We start from the raw sequence: 17,932 nt of genomic DNA, 5'->3' as shown, positions 1-17,932 counted from the left end.
GCTATTCAAAGTAACGAAGAAGAATACATTTGTTGTAGAGTAGAAATAACCAAATGTTGTTTTGAGTAGAAATACCTAATGCTTTAATAAGGGTTTTTAGGTATTGAAAATCGATAGATTATACTAAATTTTTCAGATGTTTTTATGGACAACATCATTAAATTAAAAAAGCAATCCCACATTTTCGTAGGATTGCTTTTTTAGTAAATATTCGCTGAGTTTACGTCCAATTTGTCGTAGTAAAAGCAGCAAAATTTTAAATTATTTTTAAATATATTATTTCTTTCTTCTGTCTAATTCTTTTTTAATTAAACCCAATTCTCTTCCGGTTTGTCCGGCCACAGAAGTATTTTCTCTCGCTCTTCTCGTAAGATAAGGAACAACATCTTTCACAGGCCCGTAAGGGAGATATTTAGCTACATTATAGCCTTTATCAGACAAATAGAAACTGATATTATCACTCATTCCGTAAAGCTGTCCAAAGTAGATGTGAGGATTATTATTTTCAAGACCTTTTGCCTTCATTTTATCCATTACCAATTCAGATGAGATCTCATTATGAGTTCCAAAGAAAGCAGAAACTTTATCGAGATGATTCAATATAAAATCAATTCCTGCATTGTAATTTTTGTCTGAAGCATCTTTGTTTGGCTGAATTGGATCTGCATAACCTTTTTCAGTCGCTCTCGCTCTTTCCTTTTCCATATAAGCGCCACGAACAATCTTATAGCCTATGAAATAGTTCTTTTCTCTAGCTCTCTGAAGATTCGCCTCCATATATTCTAAACGATGCGTTCTGTACATCTGGATGGTATTCCACACAATTGGTTTTTCCTGATTGTACTTTTCCATCATCTCTTCGCAAAGCTGATCTGCAGCATCCTGCATCCAGGATTCTTCGGCATCAATCATCACTTTCTTCTCATGTTCATGACAAAGTTTGCAGACTTCATCAAACCTTTTAACAACTCTCGCCCATTCTTCTTTCTGGCTTGAAGTCAGTTCAACATTTTTACCCACCGCTTCATACAAGTCAATTCTTCCGAAAGCCGTAGGTTTAAAAACGATAAAAGGAATTGCAGGATTTCCCACAGAAAATTTAATGATATCTTTAATTTCCTGACAAACAGCATCAAAGGTTTCCTCATCTTCTTTCCCTTCAATTGAGTAATCAAAGATACTTCCAACACCTCTTTTGAAAAGCTGCTTCACCGCTTTCATACTTTCTTCACGTGTTTCACCGCCTACAAACTGCTCAAACAAAGTGTTTTTTACAATTCCGTTGACGAATGGAAAGTTATTATGTACGGTGAAATTAAGCAGAGAAGTTCCGATATTGGTCAAAGCCGGCTGTTCGATCATCTTAAACATCCAATACGCTTTTCTCAACTGAGCATCTGTTTTATCGGCAAATGCGACTTTAGTATCGTTAAAAATGGGCATCCTTTTTATTAAATTTTGATTTTGGCAAATGTAAGAATAACCTGAATGTTTTTAAAATATATTTTTTTAGTTTTTTAATCCTAAATCGTAGGTTAAAAGAATGTGGTTTTAAACGCAAAGTTCGCAAATATTTTTTTTACGACTAACTGTTTTTAAGTTCGCAAAGGCGTTGTACTTAGCAAAGAACACTAAGTTTTCATTCAAATTGACTATTCAAAATTAAAGAGTTTTGTATTTTTTGATTTTTTGAAATTCTTTTTTGGCACTTTCGAATTCGTCAAAATAACATTTAATTTTCGATTCGCAATAAAAATATTCTACAGCTTACCCTCAATTCCATTGAGCAACATTGCGATAATTCCTACAAAAACCCAGAAACGTAAAATATTGAGCGTGAAAAATTTAGACTTTTTCGAAGAATTTAAAAGTAAATAAATACATGCAATCATAATGAACAATCCTGATGCAAAATAGTATGCCATGAATCCCGAAATTCCTGTTTTTGCAATGAGCTTCATAGAAACTGCCATCGTGATCATCAATAAAGAAATAATGATGATTTTGGTCGTTTTGCTTTTAAAATAATTGGGAATTGTAACATAGCCAAAAGTTTTGTCAACACTTTTCGTCAACATATCTTTTACAATATCGATACATAAAAGAATCAGAAATAAAAAAATGGCCATCAGCAGAACTTTCTTGGAGAAAGTCTCGTAATACACCATCATTCCGAAGAATGGGTATAAAGTGAGGCTGACGAATGTGAGATTATTTAAGATTAAAATTCGGCTCATCTTGTGACTGTAAAACCACATGAAAAACTGATAAATAATAAAGAAAATAAGAACTCTGTAAGAAATAAAGCTTGCAACACCCAAAGAAATTACCGTGAGAGCGAGATAAGCATACAAAAAATATTTTTGCTTGATAAAGCTCTGAATCCTTGTTCTGAAAGGCTTTACAATATGATCTTTTTCAAAATCATAAAACTGATTGATGATTCCGCCAGAAAGTATGGAAAGAACGGTACAGAAAATAATACCGTGAACTCTAAAATCGAAGACGAAATTTCTGAAAGATTCTTCCTGATTAAACAGGAAAAATGTAGACACATATAGGGCAAAAGTTAGCAGAATAGTAATGAAAAATCGTGCTCCTAAAAGAAAACCGACAAATTGTGAAAGTCTGTAAAACACAGATTTGGAAACAAAATTCTTTTCCTGGAAAGTTTCTTTTTCAGAATTCATTCCCGGTAAATTTAAAATCTATAAATCACTTCTTTATGGAAACCGTCAAGCATTTTTTCAGCTTTTTCGTAGTCTTTAGTAAAACCTAAAATGTAACCACCACCTCCGCTTCCGCAAAGTTTTAGGTAATAAGCATTGGAATCCAATCCTTTTTTCCAAACATTAAAGATGCTCTCAGGAATCATCGGACGGAAATGTTCATAAGCCCAGTGAGATAGTTTTTTAAGGTTTCTGAAGAACGGATTCATATCTTTTTTCAGAAAAGAATCGATACAAGCGTTGTTGTAACGGATAAATTCTTCTTTCAACGTTTTACGGAAACCTTCAGTTTTCATTTTTTCAAAGAAGATCTGAACCATTGGTCCGGTTTCACCTATACTTCCTGAATCAATTAAGAAAATAGCTCCTTTACCCGCTTCACTTTTTGGAATTGAAACTTTGTCTACACTTTCTTTATTTTCGATAAGAATAGGCAAATTCATGTAACAAATTAAAGGATCAATACCCGAACTTCTTCCGTGAAAATAGCTTTCCATCAAACCAAAAACCTTTTTCAGATTTTTTAACTGGTCTTTAGAAATGTTATCAGGAATATATTTTGTGATAGAATATTTTTCAAAAATGGCAGCAACCAAAGCTCCTGAACTTCCAACACCATAACCCTGAGGAATGTTGCTGTCGAAAAATAAACCTTTAGAAATGTCTTTTTGAAACTCAGAAACATTTAATTCAAAACCTTCTGGAAGTTCTAAATCCTGTAAATATTCTGAATATTTGATCAAATGACCATTAGACTTTTTTTCAAATTCTGAGTCTAATGATGAGAACTTTAAAGCCCCTTTATAAAAGCTGTACGGAAGTGTTAAACCCTGAGAATCTTCAATGATTCCGTATTCTCCGAAGAGAAGAATTTTAGCGTAAAATAGAGGGTTCGTCATTGTGTAATAAATCTTTTATGCAAAGTTAACGTATTCTGCTGAATATTAACAAATTTTAAGCCAATAACGTATTTTAAACCTTAGATTTCAAGAACCTTATCGTAATTGCCCCTGCAGCGAAGAATGTCGACATTGCAATAAAAGCATACTGCATATTCCCGAATTTCTGAATGATCACACTGAAAATAAGCATTCCGCAGATGATGGCAATTTTTTCAAGCACATCATAAAAGCTGAAATACGTCGTATTTTCCATTGAGTTTTCCGGCAAAAGCTTTGAGTAAGTAGAACGAGACATTGCCTGCAAACCTCCCATTACCAAACCAATCAATCCCGCTAAAGCATAGAACTGAAGTTGAAGATTAGGATTTTCTTTGTTTAAAGAGAACGCAGAAATACAACAAACAATCCAAATGATAACCGCTATTGTAATTACGTTTTTATTCCCAATCTTTTTAGATAATCTTGAAAATAAGAAGGCTCCGAAAATTGCAATAATCTGGATTACCAAAATGGTAATGATTAATTTGTACTTATCTGCCTGCTTCGGGAAAATATCTGTACTTCCAAAAGGTACGGCCATCAGGAAAATCGTCTGCATCCCAACGCTGTAAAAGAAGAAACTTAATAAAAAGAATTTCAAACTTTTATCCGCAAACAGTTTGCTTCCCACTCTGAACAATTCTCTGAAACTCTCTTTAGCAATATCTTTATAGAAGCTGATGTTATCTTTTAAAACCTCAAAAAAACCGCCTTGCTCTTCGTGTCTTTTGAAGATATTTTTATAATTTAATAATACCAAATCTTTAGGAAGTTTCTCTTTCACATCACCAAACTGAGGCAAATGTTTGAAAGTATATTGTGAAAAACCAAACCACCAAGCTCCGGTTAATAAAAAGCTGACTCTGATATAGATATTCGTTTGCTCAGCACCTTTTGCAACTACCTGAATTAAAACCAAACAGATAATCAATAAAACAACCGAACCTAAATATCCGTAAATATAGCCCTTTGCTGAAAGTGCATCCTGCTTTTCTGGAGTTGCAATATCTGGTAAAAATGAATTATAGAACACTAAACTTCCCCAAAATCCGACACTTGCAGTTATACTGAATAATAAACCAAGAAAAATATTTTCCATCCCAGTAAACATTGCCAATCCCATACAAGAAGTTGCTCCCAAGTAACAGAAAAACTGTAAGAATGACTTTTTATTTCCAATGGTATCAGCTAAAGATGATAAAAATGGCGATAAAAGCACAACCAAAAAGAAAGAGATTGCGTAAGAAAAACTCAAGACCGCTTCCGGTTCATACGTTTCCCCAAAAACTTTAATCATATTTCTCACCGGAATTTCCTGAACTTCATTCGCCGCTGCTACATACTCCTTTTTGTTGTAGGCAGTGGTCAGAATGGTATAATAGATAGGGAAAATTGCGGACGTAATCACTAAAGAATAAACAGAATTTGCCCAGTCGTAGACTGCCCAGGCTTTCATGATCTTTGGGTTGTTTTTTATGTTTTGTGAAGGTTGAATATCAGTTTCAGACATTTTAAAATGTATTAGTTGCACAAAAATAGAAAAACCGCTGAATATTCGGTGATTTTTATTTTGTTTAAGAGAAATATTATTGTTTGGTTTAAATTAAATGAACATTTAAGAGATTTTTAATGGAAAATAAAACACCTGTTCCTGTTAAAGTTCACCTATTAGTCATTAAAGAAAAAAACCAAAAACAGTTATGCTTTTGGTTTTATTTTATTTTAAAAAATTATTTATTTAAAAAATCCTTGAATTTTGGATACTTGAGAACTTTAAAAATAATTAATACAATGCCAATACTCTGAAGAATGGATCCTATGGTTAAGCATAAGTTCCCATTCATTGCTCCAAATGAAAGATGAGTAATCTTTAACCAAGCTCCTAATAAATTTAATAAAAAGCCTGCTAAAAATACAAAGATGGCATATTTAGCTTTCATAAAAATTATCTTACAAATTTTCAATAACTATAGCTGAAGCTCCACCACCTCCGTTACAGATTGCAGCAGCACCGTATTTACCATTGTTTTGTTTTAAAACATTGATCAAAGTAACGATAATTCTTGATCCAGAACTTCCAAGCGGATGTCCCAAAGCTACTGCTCCACCGTTTACGTTTACTTTAGCAGCATCTAATCCTAAGATTTTATTGTTTGCCAAACCAACTACTGAGAATGCTTCATTAAATTCGAAAAAGTCGATATCAGAAATCTCTAAACCTGCTTTTTTAAGAGCGATTGGTAAAGCTTTTGATGGCGCAGTAGTAAAGTTTTCAGGCTCTTGAGCTGCGTCTGCGTAAGAAACGATTTTAGCTAAAGGCTTCAATCCTAATTCTTCCATTTTCTCTTTAGAGACAAGAATTAATGCAGAAGCACCATCATTTAACGTAGATGCGTTAGCTGCTGTAACTGTTCCTTCTTCTTTTTTGAAAACTGTAGGAAGTGTAGGAAGTCTGTCGAAATTAACCGCTTTATACTCCTCATCTTCTGAAAAAATGATTGGATCTCCTTTTCTTTGCGGAATAGAAACAGGAACTACTTCTTCAGCAAATTTCCCTTCGCTCCAAGCTTTTGCAGATCTTTTGTAAGATTCGATAGCAAAATTATCCTGATCTTCTCTTGTAAAATGGTAATCAGTTGCACATTTTTCTGCGCAAACACCCATGTGAACTTTGTTGTACACGTCTGTAAGACCGTCTAACACCATTCCGTCCTGCATTTTAACATCACCTAATTTGGTAGCGTTTCTTGCATTATAATAATGTGGAACTGAAGACATATTTTCCATACCTCCGGCAACGATAACGTCTGCATCACCTGCTTTGATCGCCTGTGCAGCCATCGTAACAGCCTTCATTCCTGAAGCACAAACTTTGTTGATAGTAGTAGACGGGGTTTCGTTTGAAAGTCCTGCTCCTAAAGCAACCTGACGTGCTGGTGCCTGACCTTCGCCAGCCTGTAAAACGTTACCCATGTATATTTCCTGAACGTTTTTTGGATCAAGATTAATTTTATCTAATGCTCCTTTTACTGCTTCTGCTCCCAGTTTGGTAGCAGGAACTGTTGATAAGCTTCCCATAAAACTTCCTATTGGAGTTCTTACTGCGGAAACGATGAATACTTCTTTCATATGTTGAAATTTATTGTTTTTTAAAGGTCATATGTTATCGCGGAATCTTTACTAATATTTGCGTTTCCAAAACATGGCGATTTCATATCTAGAAATTTATTTAATTTTAATTTATTCTACTTTTTCAAGGATAATTTCGTCTATTTTATTAAAATACTGAGACGAAATTTTTATAAACTGATGATCTGTTTCTATAATTTTATTTGTGATAACGTCGCCAATTCTTATTGCGTTTTTACCATCTGATTTCCCTGTAACTGTTGCTTTATAAGTGCAGTCATCAAGAAATTCGATTTTATATTTGATATAATCTTTTCCGTTGTTGGTGTATTCTCGCTGAGAATTTTTTTTTATGACAATGTTCCATTTTTTTGCAGATTCACCTTCTTTGATGAACTTTCCTTCCTTCATAAGATGGCATTTCGCAGGCGAATCCGGCAATAAGAAATGTTCCTGAGATTTTACTTTTGAAGAGCAGAAAATCAATATGATGAATAAAAATGAATATGTTCTCATATTTTTTCTTTGTCGCAAATAACATGATGATAGCCCCTAAAAATTCAACTGCCCAACCCCATTTTAGCTTTACCGTTGAAGCTAAAGTCTCTGTCCAAGATTTAAATGGAAGAAAACTGAAGTAGCTGAATGCCTGATATTTTGTAGCAATAATAGTAAAGAGAAATAAAACAATTAATAAAACACTGAACGTTCTTACGATTTTCGGGCTATTATTGAGTATTCCAAACAATGCAACAGCCGAGAAAACCCAGCAGGCAATTGCTAAATAATGATCAACTTTCCAGAAGTTCCAATTTCCGATAATCGGAACGTGTACGAGAGGCAGGAAGCTTCCGACCACTACCAAAATCAATCCAACTAACTGTATATTTTTCATCTTTTTATAAGATTCTGAGAAAGCCAAAGTACAAAAAAAACACACTTTTTTGAGTGTGTTTCAAAATCAATTATTTGATTATTAGTATTTAAGATTAATAAAATATTTAATGAAAAATTAATTATAATTTAATGAAAAGTAATTTTATATAAATAATTAAAAATTAAGATAAAGTAATTCTAAACCAATCTGAAAACCATATTTGTTATTTATTTTGACATTATCACCAAAAAATGGTGTGAAATCTCTTTTTACAAAAACATTAAAAGCACCAAAACCTACCGATAGCTTTCCTCCAAATAAAAAATTATTAACCATATCGGGAATATTTTCACGGTCAACAACTCGATGGTCATCTACATTTTTGTAAATAATTTGATTCTGTGTTAAAAGCCTTACACCTCCGTAAATACCTGCTGTGATCCTAAAGTTTCCTTTGGTATTGTCCAGCATTTTTTCACCGTTTTCTACAGTATATTTAGGATTCAAAACAAACACAAAGTCTAATGGTGCTACGATGTAATGATTTATAAAACGGGATTTCTTTAAATGTCCTTGAGTAAAATCTGTTAAAACAATTTCATTATTATTAAAATCAGCTATTTGAGAATTTTTTGGAACAAAAGTGTCGCCTCTGTATCCAAAACCAAAGCGATAGAACACGGGTGATGTCAATGTTCCTAATTGTCTTGTAAACCTGAATTCTACTACGCTAGACACTGATTTACCAAATTTCATCTGAGAAGATTCACCTCCCAAAGCAAATGATGATGCCGATTTTGTGAGATCGATGTAACCTATTGCAATATTGACATCAAATGTATTTAGAATTTCTTTTTTTGTGCGCTTAGAATCTTTAAAACTTACTAAGGCATTGTTCTGTGCAAACTCAATCTTATCAAAAGCTTTTCCTTTTCCAAGAACTGAATTTTTCACAATTTCTTTGGTTGTGTTTTCAAGGTCAGATTTTTGACTATCAACTTTTTCATTGATTATTTCTTCATATTTCAAAGCGATATCTGCCTTTTGTTTTTGTTTTTCATCTGAAGATATTTTTTTGTTCTTAAAACTTTCATCGAGTTCATCAAGCTCAATATTCATTTTAGATTTTTCTGAACTAATGATGCTGTCTATTTTTTTTGAATAGATTTTCATTTGAGAATCCATGTGCGGATTTTCCTGTGCAAAGCCAAAGGAGAATAATAGGATGGCGGCTATTGAGACGAGTTTGGTTTTCATATAGTTGTTATTTTTAAGTTTAATTATTACACAGTACTTTATTTCTGTTTGTCTTTCAAAACAGTATTTATAGATTTAAATTGTAAGTTTTTATTTGGTTTCGAGAGAGTCTGAATAAATAGTGAAACCTAATATTTTAAATGAATTTGGACTTTTAATTTTTATTTTTCCGATATCTAAAACCCCGAATTTTCTTTGTTCGTTTTGATTTTCTTCACGGGTTTTATCTAATTCTCTTCCAAGAAGCAACTGTTCTGCATTGGTGTAATTTACTTTTTTGCGTTCTGCAACCGTTTGTTTTTGAATTGGAAGATGGTCAATTTCTTTAACGATTGGGTTTTCCACAGTTTCATCTTGTTTAATTTTCTCTTCAGGCAAATTCTTTTCAGAAATATTTTCTTGATTTACCAAAATTAATTGCTTTGGTTTTTCTTCTTTACTAATCAAATTAACCTTAGAATCAACATTTTCAATTGCTTTTACAATTAAATCTTCTGATTTAGAATCGGATTCTTTATTGATGATATTCACTTTTTCGACTTTATCTTTTGGAGATTCCTTAGTCAGTATTTTTTTATGATCAGTTTGGCTTTCGAAGTAAAAATAGGTGCCGAAAGAAATCAGCAGAAGTACTACAGCTGCATATTTCCACCATTGTAAAGCAGGCTTTTGATCAACATTAATTCCTTCATCAATCCCCGCTTCAATTTTAGACCACAAATCTGCTGAAGGCTTTATTTCTAGCTCTTCGTAATCAGATTTTAATTGTTTCAGTATTTTTTTGTCCATTTTCTTTTGCTTTTAAATAATCAGCAATCCATTTTTTGGCTTTGCTCAATTGGCTTTTGCTTGTGCCTTCTGAAATATTCATAATTTCAGCGATTTCCTGATGCTTTTTGTCTTCAAAAACATAAAGATTAAAGATTAATCGATAACCCGTCGGCATTTGTGAAAATATTTCTTCGATATTAATTTCAGTCAGCCTTTCATCAATCTCATCATCTGCATAATCATCGACAATTTCAATATCCGCATAAAGAATATTTTTATTTTTCCTGACGAAAGTTATGGAGTCATTCACAACAATTTTTCTCAGCCAAAATGGAAAACTTTTCCATTCTTTACAATCCCCGATTTTATTAAAACACTTCAGAAATGCATTTAACAGAATATCTTCAGCATCATGAATGTTATTTGTATAAGAATTTGCAACCGCCAGCATTTTAGCTGAAAACAATTCGTAAAGAGCTTTTTGGGCTCTCCGATCCTGTTTTTTGGCAAGTTTAAAATTCTCTTCTAAATTCTTCATGTATCAGTTTCTATATATAAGACTGCAAAAGTTTAAAATGGTTGCCTTAAAAATAAAAAAAATTGCACTTTTATTCAAAGTGCAATCTAATATTAAATTTTAAAAATAAATTATTGAGCGAAAGAATACCTTGGCCCTCCAGATTGGAAAATTGCCAACATCCTGCTTTTCTGATCGGTAGAAAACATATACATTGCTCTGTCATCTACATAATCCATATAATTCATGGTCATTTCTACAGGACTTCCTGAGCAAGTGCTGTAATGAGGGAAAGCTGGCGCACCATAATTTGCTGTGTTATGAGAAGGAGTATCGGCAACCAAATCGTTTCCACAGGTAGCATCTCCCCAGATGTGGCGAAGATTCATCCAGTGACCAACTTCATGTGTCGCTGTTCTTCCTAAATTGAAAGGATAAGTCGCAGTACCTGTACTTCCTAAATATTTTGAATCAATAACAACGCCGTCAGTTGCACTGGCACCTCCTGGAAACTGTGCATATCCTAAAATACCGTTTCCTATGGTACATACCCAAAGATTAAGTTTCGTAGTTGGAGAAATAGGATTAAGACCTCCTTGTGAAGTTTTTTTCATAGCATCACTTGTTCCCCAAGATTTCTTAGTGGTAGATTTTCTAATTACCTGATCTAGCACAAAACGAATTCCTACATTTGCCTTCACGCCAGAAAAAGCCGCCGGCACGTTACCATAATCTGAATTTGTAGCGTTAAAATCTTTATTAAGAATATCAATCTGAGACTGAATTTGAGCTTGAGATATATTCTCAGCAGTCGTTTTATAAAGTACATTTATAACTACCGGAATTTCTAAAACACCATTTACCATTCTAGATTCAAAGTTATCATTCAACTTTGCCTGGGTAAAGGTTTCAATTTGTGCGATTCTCATCGCCAATTCTGGATTGTTTGCTATTTGCTCTTTCAAAACATCATCAGAAGCACAGCCTCTACGTGCATTAACATCAGAAATTTGGTCTTCTTCAGAAATATTTTCAATTTTCTCGTCAGATTCACAGCCTGCCAAAATAGCACTTGCTATTCCTAGCATAAGAATTATCTTTTTCATATATAATTTTTATAAATTGGTTTAAATTATTCTATCATCCTCAATAGAATAGCATTTCTTTAACAAATATAAAAATTTAAATTATACAAATATCTTTTTCTTAAAAAATATTTTAAAAAAAATCCCTATTCATTAATAATATGTATTAAAGAATAGGGAAAGTATGGAAAATAGCCTACCAATTAAGGTTTTAACTATATAAATATTTAGTGGTTGATATTTGATACTGCTTTAGGATCATGCTTATGTTTAAATAAAACCCAGAAAAGAATTGCTAATATTAAAGAATACGCTGCAAAATACAGCCAAATCTGTTGCCAGTCTTTTACCATGACAATTGTAGATAAAGTTCCGTCAGGATTAACAGCTGAATTGAAACTGTTTTTAAGAATATTTAAAAATGATGAGTTGTCTGGTGTTGTGTCTAAATAAGCTGATAAATCTGACGCTGTAGTAAACTTGTGCGTAAAGAACTTATCAATCGCCCAACCTGCCGCATAGCTTCCAAAAACCGCCCCAAAACCGTTGGTCATCATCATGAACAAGCCTTGTGCTGATGAACGTATTTTTTTGTCCGTAGTCGTTTCAACAAATAGAGAACCTGATATATTAAAAAAGTCGAATGCCATCCCGTAAACGATACACGACATAATGATTAATCCTAATCCATAACCAGAAGGAACTCCATAAGCAAAGAATCCGAATCTTAAAACCCACGCAAACATTGAGAATAGCATTACCCTTTTAATCCCAAATCTTTTTAGAAAAAACGGAATTGCCAAGATAAATAATGTCTCAGAAACCTGAGAAATAGACATAATAATTGTTGACCTTTGTACTACAAAAGAGTCTGCATATTTTGGAAAGTGAGCAAATTCACTTAAAAACACATCTCCGTAAGCGTTTGTCAATTGTAAAGCCGCACCCAAAAGCATTGAAAACAAAAAGAATAACGCCATTTTGTAACTCCCGAAAAGTTTAAAAGCATTTAAACCTAACTGTTCAGATAACGGTGCACTTTTATCGATTAATTTTTGAGGAGGACATTTTGGTAATGTTAAAGAGTAAATTCCTAAAATAATGGCAGCTATTCCGCCGATATAGAACTGACCTTCTGTGGCTTTATTTCCGGTAAGATTGGTAATCCACATTGCTACAATAAATCCTATCGTTCCCCACACACGAATTGGCGGGAAATCTTTTACCACATCTAAATTACTGTTTTTAAGAACAGTATAAGAAATAGAGTTCGCAAGAGCGATTGTAGGCATATAAAAGCACATTGCAACCAACATCACTGAAAAGAATGAGTTGGGGTTTTCACTGTGCGGCAATATGAAAAGCGTGATTCCGTAAAGAATCTGTAGCACCGAGAATATTTTCTCAGCATTTACCCATCGGTCAGCAATGATTCCTGTGATTGTCGGCATAAAGATAGAAGCAATACCCATCGTACCGAAAACGGCTCCGAACTGAGTTCCATCCCAATGCTTTGTACCGAACCAAAAATTCGCCATCGTTATAAGCCATGCTCCCCAAACAAAAAACTGTAGAAAGCTTAGGATGGTCAATCGTAATTTTAAACTCATTGTGTATTTATAATATCTTAATCAATTTTCTTTTTTCGTCTTTTGATTTCTTCCTGAATTTCAAGAGCAGTATCAAAATCTTCTTCTTTTACAGCGTCATCCAGTAACTTCTGTAACTCCTCCATTGAGACATTTTTTAACGTGTCTTCATCTTGCATGGTTTCAGAAAAAACATCATCTTCTTTTGCCGTATCTTCCAATTCAAGCAAAATTCCGGCTTCATTTAATACCTGTTGAGTAGTATAAATTGGTGCATCAAATCTTACTGCCATTGCAACGGCATCCGAAGTTCTTGCATCCAAAATCAATTCTTCCTCAGTTGCAGAATTTTTAAAATTGATATTTGAAAAGAATACGCCGTCAACAATCTGATAGATGATGACAGATACCAATTCAAACTTTGCTGAAACGATAAATTTTGTAAATAAATCGTGGGTAAGCGGACGCGGCGGATGAATGTCTTTTTCTAAGCCTAATGATATGGATTGCGCTTCGAAATTCCCGATAACAACGGGCAATTTGACGTTTGTTTCTTCATGTTCCAATAACAAAGCGTACGCCCCCGATTGGGTCTGGCTGTACGATATTCCGCGAATGATTAGCTGTTTATAATCCATGACTACAAATATAAATTAATTTTTTATTGTAGGTTTTACTTTTTAGACAAAAATAAAAGCCCGGAAGCCGAGCTTTTATTGTATTTGTTTGAATTGTTATGGGTGAATTGTGAATTTAAAAATCAATTTTGTTACGCAGGTGAACAAGCGACACAAATTGATAATTCACAACTGACCTTTTTATCCTTTGATCGCTTTAATTTTCTCTGTCAATGCAGGAATGATCTGGAAAGCATCTCCTACCACACCGTAATCAGCTGATTTGAAGAACGGAGCTTCCGCATCATTATTGATCACAACGATAGTTTTAGAAGAGTTTACACCAGCCAAATGCTGAATAGCTCCAGAAATACCAATTGCAATGTAAAGGTTTGGTGAAATAGCCTTACCGGTCTGCCCTACATGCTCTGTATGAGGTCTCCAACCGATGTCTGAAACTGGTTTTGAACAAGCTGTAGCAGCGCCCAAAACGTTTGCCAATTCTTCTACCATTCCCCAGTTTTCAGGACCTTTCATTCCTCTACCTGCAGAAACTACTACTTCAGCTTCTTTAAGGTCTAATTTTCCTGAGCTTTGCTCGTGAGAAATTACTTTAGTATCTTCATTAGCTACTGAAAGATTTTTCACTTCTTCAGAACCTGAAACTGCATTTTCTTTAACACCGAAAGCGTTTTGAGAAACTGTAAGAATCACTCCTGTTCCTTCAGCTTTTGCATGCATGAAACCTTTTCCTGAGAATGCTTTTCTTTTTACCTGAAATGGAGACTGACTTTCTGGTGCTTCCAAAACGTTTGTAATTAAAGAAAAATTCTTCATTATAGCCAACATTGGCGCCACTGAAGATGCATCTGTAGTGTGAGGAAAAACAAGAATATTTCCGTCAGCAACTTCACTTACTGCCTGAGCATAAGCTTTTGCTGAGAAATTTTTAAGACCTTCGTCTTTGATATTGATGACATTTGTTGCTCCATATTTATACAATAAATCTGAAGAATCTGTAGGGTTTACAGAGATCGCTGTAACGGTTTCTCCCGCCTGATCTGCAACTGCTTTAGCATAAGAAACTGCTTCAAAAGCTGCTTTTTTGTAAACTCCGTTTATATTTTCTGCGTATACGAATACTGCCATTTTTCTTGAATTTAAGATTAAAAAATTTAATAATTAAAAGATTAGATAACTTTAGCTTCCTCGTGAAGTAATCTTACCAATTCATCTAAATTATCAGGAGAAACAATTTTCACGGCTGCTCTTGGCGGAACAGAGTCATAAGAAACTCCCTGAACTTTCACTTCTGAAGAAGTAGGTTCAACAACCTGCAAAGGTTTCGTTCTTGCAGACATAATCCCTCTCATATTTGGAATAATTAAATCTTTTTCATCAACCAATCCTTTTTGACCAGCAATTACTGCAGGTAATTTAACTGAAATTGTTTCTTTACCTCCTTCAATTTCTCTAACAGCAGTTGCTTCGCTACCATTTACATCTAAACCAACTGATGCGTTTACGAAAGGCTGGTTCAATAACTGAGCAACCATTCCCGGTACAGAACCACCATTATAATCGATTGATTCTTTACCGCAAAGAACTAAATCATAACCACCGTTTTGAGCAACTGAAGCAATTTCTTTCGCTGTAGAATAACTGTCTTTCGGGTCAAGATTTACTCTTACTGCATCATTTGCACCAATTGCTAGAGCTTTTCTGATTACCGGCTCAGTAGCAGCATCACCCACATTCATCACAGTAACTGTTGCTCCCTGAGATTCTTGCAATTTGATTGCTTTTGTTAAAGCAAATTCGTCAAGCGGATTGATTACCCACTGAATTCCGTTTTTGTCGAAAGCAGATTTGTCTGCTGTGAAGTTAATTTTAGAAGTAGTATCAGGAACACTACTAATACAAACTAATATTTTCATAAGTATAATATATTTTTCTTTTTACTTCTTCAGATGATTAAATTGAAGAAGTAATTTTTGTTTGTTAAGTGTTGTAAATATAAATAAAAAATATATTATGCATGCATAATACTTATTTAATTATTATTCAGCGCATTATAAGTTTTTAACTCTTTGGTTTTGACGCCCTAAACTCTATCTTGCTCGGCAAAACTCTCGGGTTCATTTTTAAAATATCAAGCACCAAATTTCCCATGTCTTCTGGTTGAATTTTCCATTCATCTTTCTCGGAAGGAACATTTCCATTAAAATTTGTAGCAACAGAACCCGGCATGATTACAGTAGATTTGATATTATATTTTCTTAAATCAATCATTGCAGCCTGCGTAAAGCCGACAACCCCAAATTTTGAAGCATTGTAACCTGTTCCGTTTTCAAAGAAATTAGCTCCAGCCAGGCTTGAAATAGTAATATAATAACCTTCTGTTTTTTTCAATTCTTCAACGGACGCTTTTAATGTATGAAAAACTCCGGTCAGATTGGTTTCTATCATCGAATTCCATTCTTCAGAAGTCAATTCGTCAACTGGCTTGAAAATACCTAATCCTGCATTGGCAATGACAAAATCTAACCTTCCAAATTTTTCTATAATATTTTGAATGGCTTTTTCTTCACTTTCTAAACTACGCACATTGGAAACCAATCCTAAAACATTTTGCGAAAACTTTTTCAATTCACTTTCTGCCTTTTCTACATCTTCTTGATTTCTTCCTGAAAATGCAACCGCAATTCCGTTTTTCAATAAAACTTCAGCAATTCCAAAGCCGATACCTTTTGTTCCGCCTGTGATGTAAGCTATTTTATTTTCAATCATAATTCTCAAAATTTATTTCTCTAAAATAACAAAAACGCCCCAATTGGAGCGTTTTTAATGTACTAAGATTTATCAGTATTTATTTTTTAATGAATTTCTCTGTAGAAATACCATCTTTAGTTTCTACGTTGATTAAGTAATTTCCAGATTCCAAATTCTTTACATCAACTTTATTGTCATTTAATTTTACAGAAATTTTTCTACCACTTGCATCAAATATCTCTGCACTGATTATTTTTGAATCTGATTTAATTGAAACATAATCACTTGCTGGATTAGGGAAAATTGAGATTTCTTTTTTCTTAAATTCTACATCATTAACTCCTAATACACCATTTATATTGAAAGAATCTAATGCTAATGATACTGCTGGTATTGCTTGAATTGGCGAAAAATGATTAATTCCAAAATAATATGTACCAGCTGTTGTTGGAACAAATGTCGCTGTATATTGTGTCCATGTAGTATTTGCAACTGTAGTAGAAGTCCATAGCGTGGTACTTTGTGCAGCAACAGTCGTATCATTACCTATAGTAAGCTTTACGCTCTGAGGAGCAGTCCCACCAAAGTTTCTAAGATAAAACGAGACAGTATAGCTATTGCCTACAGATAAACTAAATGGCTTGGAAAATAACCATCTATTTGTTGCAGCAGTCGCACTATTATTAGAAAAAACCATTTGCGTTCCAGCTTGTGGATTTCCTGTTGTAGCATTAGTAGACCAAGCTCCTGTCCATCCATCATTTAAATAAAAATTTGCAGCTGTATTATCAAATCCATAACTATATGATGCGACACCTAATGCTTGTGCAGTGAAAAATTTGTACGGCCCAATCCATGCTCCATTTACTGTACCATTTTTACTTCTTAAATAGTATTCATACATTGTACTTGCTGATAATCCTGAAGTTAAATCAACAAAGTTTGTTGTAGCTCCTGTCACGCTGCCTGTAACAGCTGGCGTATGCCCCACAGCTCCCCTCGAATAATCATATCCGGTAACTCCTGTAGCTGTCGTCCAATTTAACTTAGCTGACGTTACACCAATATTTGATGCTGTAATAACCCGACCTGGTTGAGGAGAAGTTCCGTTAATAACATGAACGTTGTCTATAGCACCTAAAAAAGCATCATTTGAAAAATTTTGAAAAGCTATATATATAGTTTGACCTGCGTAAGAGCTTAAATCAATGCTTTTATTTTGCCATGTAGCTTCTTCAAGATTTACAGTAAGCGCAGGTGTCGTAAAATTAGAAACAGCATTTCCAGTTGTAGAGATATAAACTTTGTATGATTCTTTATATGTTGCGTCATATGACTTTGCGTGCCAATATAGTGTATTAGTACCTGCTGGGAGAGTAATTGCTGGAGAAACCATCCAATCATTTGCAATTCCAGAAGGAGAATAATAAGAAGTAGACATTGCTACATTATTACCAAATTCTTCAGCTGATGCTACCCATGCTCCCGTAACAAAACTTACCTGACTTGCTGGTGTTAATCCATCAACATTATATAATGTCCAATTTGTTAATGGTCCATTGTTTGTTTCGAAACCTGAGCTAAATACCTGACCAAACATAATCATTGACGTTGAAGCCAACAATAGAGAAGATAAAACTTTTTTCAT

The 17,932-nt window shown here is 33.9% G+C and carries 18 protein-coding genes; all 18 read right to left on the bottom strand.

All coding sequences use genetic code 11. The features are described from left to right. Positions 1–276: 276 nt before the first annotated feature. Positions 277–1,443: a proline dehydrogenase family protein gene (locus EAG08_RS19585; RefSeq protein ID WP_129536911.1), complete on the bottom strand. Its 1,167-nt coding sequence runs from the start codon at positions 1,441–1,443 to the stop codon at positions 277–279. 317 nt (positions 1,444–1,760) lie between these two features. Further along, positions 1,761–2,690 (bottom strand): UbiA family prenyltransferase, encoded by a 930-nt coding sequence (locus EAG08_RS19580; protein ID WP_129536910.1) that lies wholly within the window; start codon positions 2,688–2,690, stop codon positions 1,761–1,763. An 11-nt stretch (positions 2,691–2,701) separates the two neighbouring features. Then, positions 2,702–3,628 (bottom strand): mevalonate kinase, encoded by a 927-nt coding sequence (locus EAG08_RS19575; protein ID WP_129536909.1) that lies wholly within the window; start codon positions 3,626–3,628, stop codon positions 2,702–2,704. A gap of 73 nt (positions 3,629–3,701) precedes the next feature. Next, on the bottom strand, positions 3,702–5,180 hold the full coding sequence (locus EAG08_RS19570; RefSeq protein WP_129536908.1) for an MFS transporter: 1,479 nt from the start codon (positions 5,178–5,180) through the stop codon (positions 3,702–3,704). A gap of 220 nt (positions 5,181–5,400) precedes the next feature. Further along, positions 5,401–5,610: a hypothetical protein gene (locus tag EAG08_RS19565; protein ID WP_129536907.1), complete on the bottom strand. Its 210-nt coding sequence runs from the start codon at positions 5,608–5,610 to the stop codon at positions 5,401–5,403. Positions 5,611–5,620: 10 nt separating this feature from the next. After that, positions 5,621–6,799 carry an acetyl-CoA C-acyltransferase gene (locus EAG08_RS19560; protein WP_129536906.1) on the bottom strand — a complete coding sequence of 393 codons (1,179 nt, stop codon included), beginning with the start codon at positions 6,797–6,799 and terminating at the stop codon, positions 5,621–5,623. A gap of 111 nt (positions 6,800–6,910) precedes the next feature. Next, positions 6,911–7,210 carry a hypothetical protein gene (locus EAG08_RS19555; RefSeq protein WP_129536905.1) on the bottom strand — a complete coding sequence of 100 codons (300 nt, stop codon included), beginning with the start codon at positions 7,208–7,210 and terminating at the stop codon, positions 6,911–6,913. Continuing rightward, entirely contained in the window at positions 7,179–7,694 is a 516-nt protein-coding gene (locus EAG08_RS19550) for a hypothetical protein (RefSeq protein ID WP_228446657.1), read from the bottom strand. The genes EAG08_RS19555 and EAG08_RS19550 overlap by 32 nt, the downstream gene beginning before the upstream one ends. Positions 7,695–7,850: 156 nt before the next feature. Further along, complete coding sequence (locus EAG08_RS19545) at positions 7,851–8,933, bottom strand: hypothetical protein (RefSeq protein WP_129536904.1); 1,083 nt, start codon at positions 8,931–8,933, stop codon at positions 7,851–7,853. 90 nt (positions 8,934–9,023) lie between these two features. After that, positions 9,024–9,722 (bottom strand): hypothetical protein, encoded by a 699-nt coding sequence (locus EAG08_RS19540; protein ID WP_129536903.1) that lies wholly within the window; start codon positions 9,720–9,722, stop codon positions 9,024–9,026. Next, positions 9,688–10,242 carry an RNA polymerase sigma factor gene (locus tag EAG08_RS19535; RefSeq protein ID WP_129536902.1) on the bottom strand — a complete coding sequence of 185 codons (555 nt, stop codon included), beginning with the start codon at positions 10,240–10,242 and terminating at the stop codon, positions 9,688–9,690. Before EAG08_RS19535 ends, EAG08_RS19540 begins: the two co-directional genes overlap by 35 nt. 110 nt (positions 10,243–10,352) lie before the next feature. Then, positions 10,353–11,327, bottom strand: coding sequence for a zinc metalloprotease (locus tag EAG08_RS19530; protein ID WP_129536901.1), 975 nt, complete (start codon positions 11,325–11,327; stop codon positions 10,353–10,355). 206 nt (positions 11,328–11,533) lie between these two features. Then, positions 11,534–12,916, bottom strand: a complete 1,383-nt coding sequence (locus tag EAG08_RS19525) for a nucleoside permease (RefSeq protein WP_129536900.1) — start codon at positions 12,914–12,916, stop codon at positions 11,534–11,536. A 17-nt stretch (positions 12,917–12,933) separates the two neighbouring features. Beyond that, positions 12,934–13,533 carry a bifunctional nuclease family protein gene (locus tag EAG08_RS19520; RefSeq protein ID WP_129536899.1) on the bottom strand — a complete coding sequence of 200 codons (600 nt, stop codon included), beginning with the start codon at positions 13,531–13,533 and terminating at the stop codon, positions 12,934–12,936. 180 nt (positions 13,534–13,713) lie between these two features. Then, on the bottom strand, positions 13,714–14,661 hold the full coding sequence (locus EAG08_RS19515) for an electron transfer flavoprotein subunit alpha/FixB family protein (RefSeq protein ID WP_129536898.1): 948 nt from the start codon (positions 14,659–14,661) through the stop codon (positions 13,714–13,716). Between the two features lie 41 nt (positions 14,662–14,702). Then, positions 14,703–15,449, bottom strand: a complete 747-nt coding sequence (locus EAG08_RS19510; RefSeq protein ID WP_129536897.1) for an electron transfer flavoprotein subunit beta/FixA family protein — start codon at positions 15,447–15,449, stop codon at positions 14,703–14,705. A 145-nt stretch (positions 15,450–15,594) separates the two neighbouring features. Beyond that, positions 15,595–16,302 carry an SDR family oxidoreductase gene (locus EAG08_RS19505; protein ID WP_129536896.1) on the bottom strand — a complete coding sequence of 236 codons (708 nt, stop codon included), beginning with the start codon at positions 16,300–16,302 and terminating at the stop codon, positions 15,595–15,597. A 79-nt stretch (positions 16,303–16,381) separates the two neighbouring features. Continuing rightward, a complete protein-coding gene (locus EAG08_RS19500; protein ID WP_129536895.1) occupies positions 16,382–17,932 on the bottom strand; it encodes a T9SS-dependent choice-of-anchor J family protein in 1,551 nt (516 codons plus the stop codon).

Source organism: Chryseobacterium sp. 3008163, from assembly GCF_003669035.1.
Taxonomy (GTDB): Bacteria; Bacteroidota; Bacteroidia; order Flavobacteriales; family Weeksellaceae; genus Chryseobacterium.
This window is presented reverse-complemented; position numbering and strand designations above follow the sequence as displayed.

Coding starts and splice junctions, on each gene's coding strand:
- EAG08_RS19585 (WP_129536911.1), bottom strand. CDS start 1,443: ATGCCCATTTTTAACGATACTAAAGTCGCATTTGCCGATAAAACAGAT.
- EAG08_RS19505 (WP_129536896.1), bottom strand. CDS start 16,302: ATGATTGAAAATAAAATAGCTTACATCACAGGCGGAACAAAAGGTATC.
- EAG08_RS19565 (WP_129536907.1), bottom strand. CDS start 5,610: ATGAAAGCTAAATATGCCATCTTTGTATTTTTAGCAGGCTTTTTATTA.
- EAG08_RS19525 (WP_129536900.1), bottom strand. CDS start 12,916: ATGAGTTTAAAATTACGATTGACCATCCTAAGCTTTCTACAGTTTTTT.
- EAG08_RS19520 (WP_129536899.1), bottom strand. CDS start 13,533: ATGGATTATAAACAGCTAATCATTCGCGGAATATCGTACAGCCAGACC.
- EAG08_RS19570 (WP_129536908.1), bottom strand. CDS start 5,180: ATGTCTGAAACTGATATTCAACCTTCACAAAACATAAAAAACAACCCA.
- EAG08_RS19530 (WP_129536901.1), bottom strand. CDS start 11,327: ATGAAAAAGATAATTCTTATGCTAGGAATAGCAAGTGCTATTTTGGCA.
- EAG08_RS19580 (WP_129536910.1), bottom strand. CDS start 2,690: ATGAATTCTGAAAAAGAAACTTTCCAGGAAAAGAATTTTGTTTCCAAA.
- EAG08_RS19540 (WP_129536903.1), bottom strand. CDS start 9,722: ATGGACAAAAAAATACTGAAACAATTAAAATCTGATTACGAAGAGCTA.
- EAG08_RS19500 (WP_129536895.1), bottom strand. CDS start 17,932: ATGAAAAAAGTTTTATCTTCTCTATTGTTGGCTTCAACGTCAATGATT.
- EAG08_RS19575 (WP_129536909.1), bottom strand. CDS start 3,628: ATGACGAACCCTCTATTTTACGCTAAAATTCTTCTCTTCGGAGAATAC.
- EAG08_RS19555 (WP_129536905.1), bottom strand. CDS start 7,210: ATGAAGGAAGGAAAGTTCATCAAAGAAGGTGAATCTGCAAAAAAATGG.
- EAG08_RS19560 (WP_129536906.1), bottom strand. CDS start 6,799: ATGAAAGAAGTATTCATCGTTTCCGCAGTAAGAACTCCAATAGGAAGT.
- EAG08_RS19550 (WP_228446657.1), bottom strand. CDS start 7,694: ATGAAAAATATACAGTTAGTTGGATTGATTTTGGTAGTGGTCGGAAGC.
- EAG08_RS19535 (WP_129536902.1), bottom strand. CDS start 10,242: ATGAAGAATTTAGAAGAGAATTTTAAACTTGCCAAAAAACAGGATCGG.
- EAG08_RS19515 (WP_129536898.1), bottom strand. CDS start 14,661: ATGGCAGTATTCGTATACGCAGAAAATATAAACGGAGTTTACAAAAAA.
- EAG08_RS19510 (WP_129536897.1), bottom strand. CDS start 15,449: ATGAAAATATTAGTTTGTATTAGTAGTGTTCCTGATACTACTTCTAAA.
- EAG08_RS19545 (WP_129536904.1), bottom strand. CDS start 8,933: ATGAAAACCAAACTCGTCTCAATAGCCGCCATCCTATTATTCTCCTTT.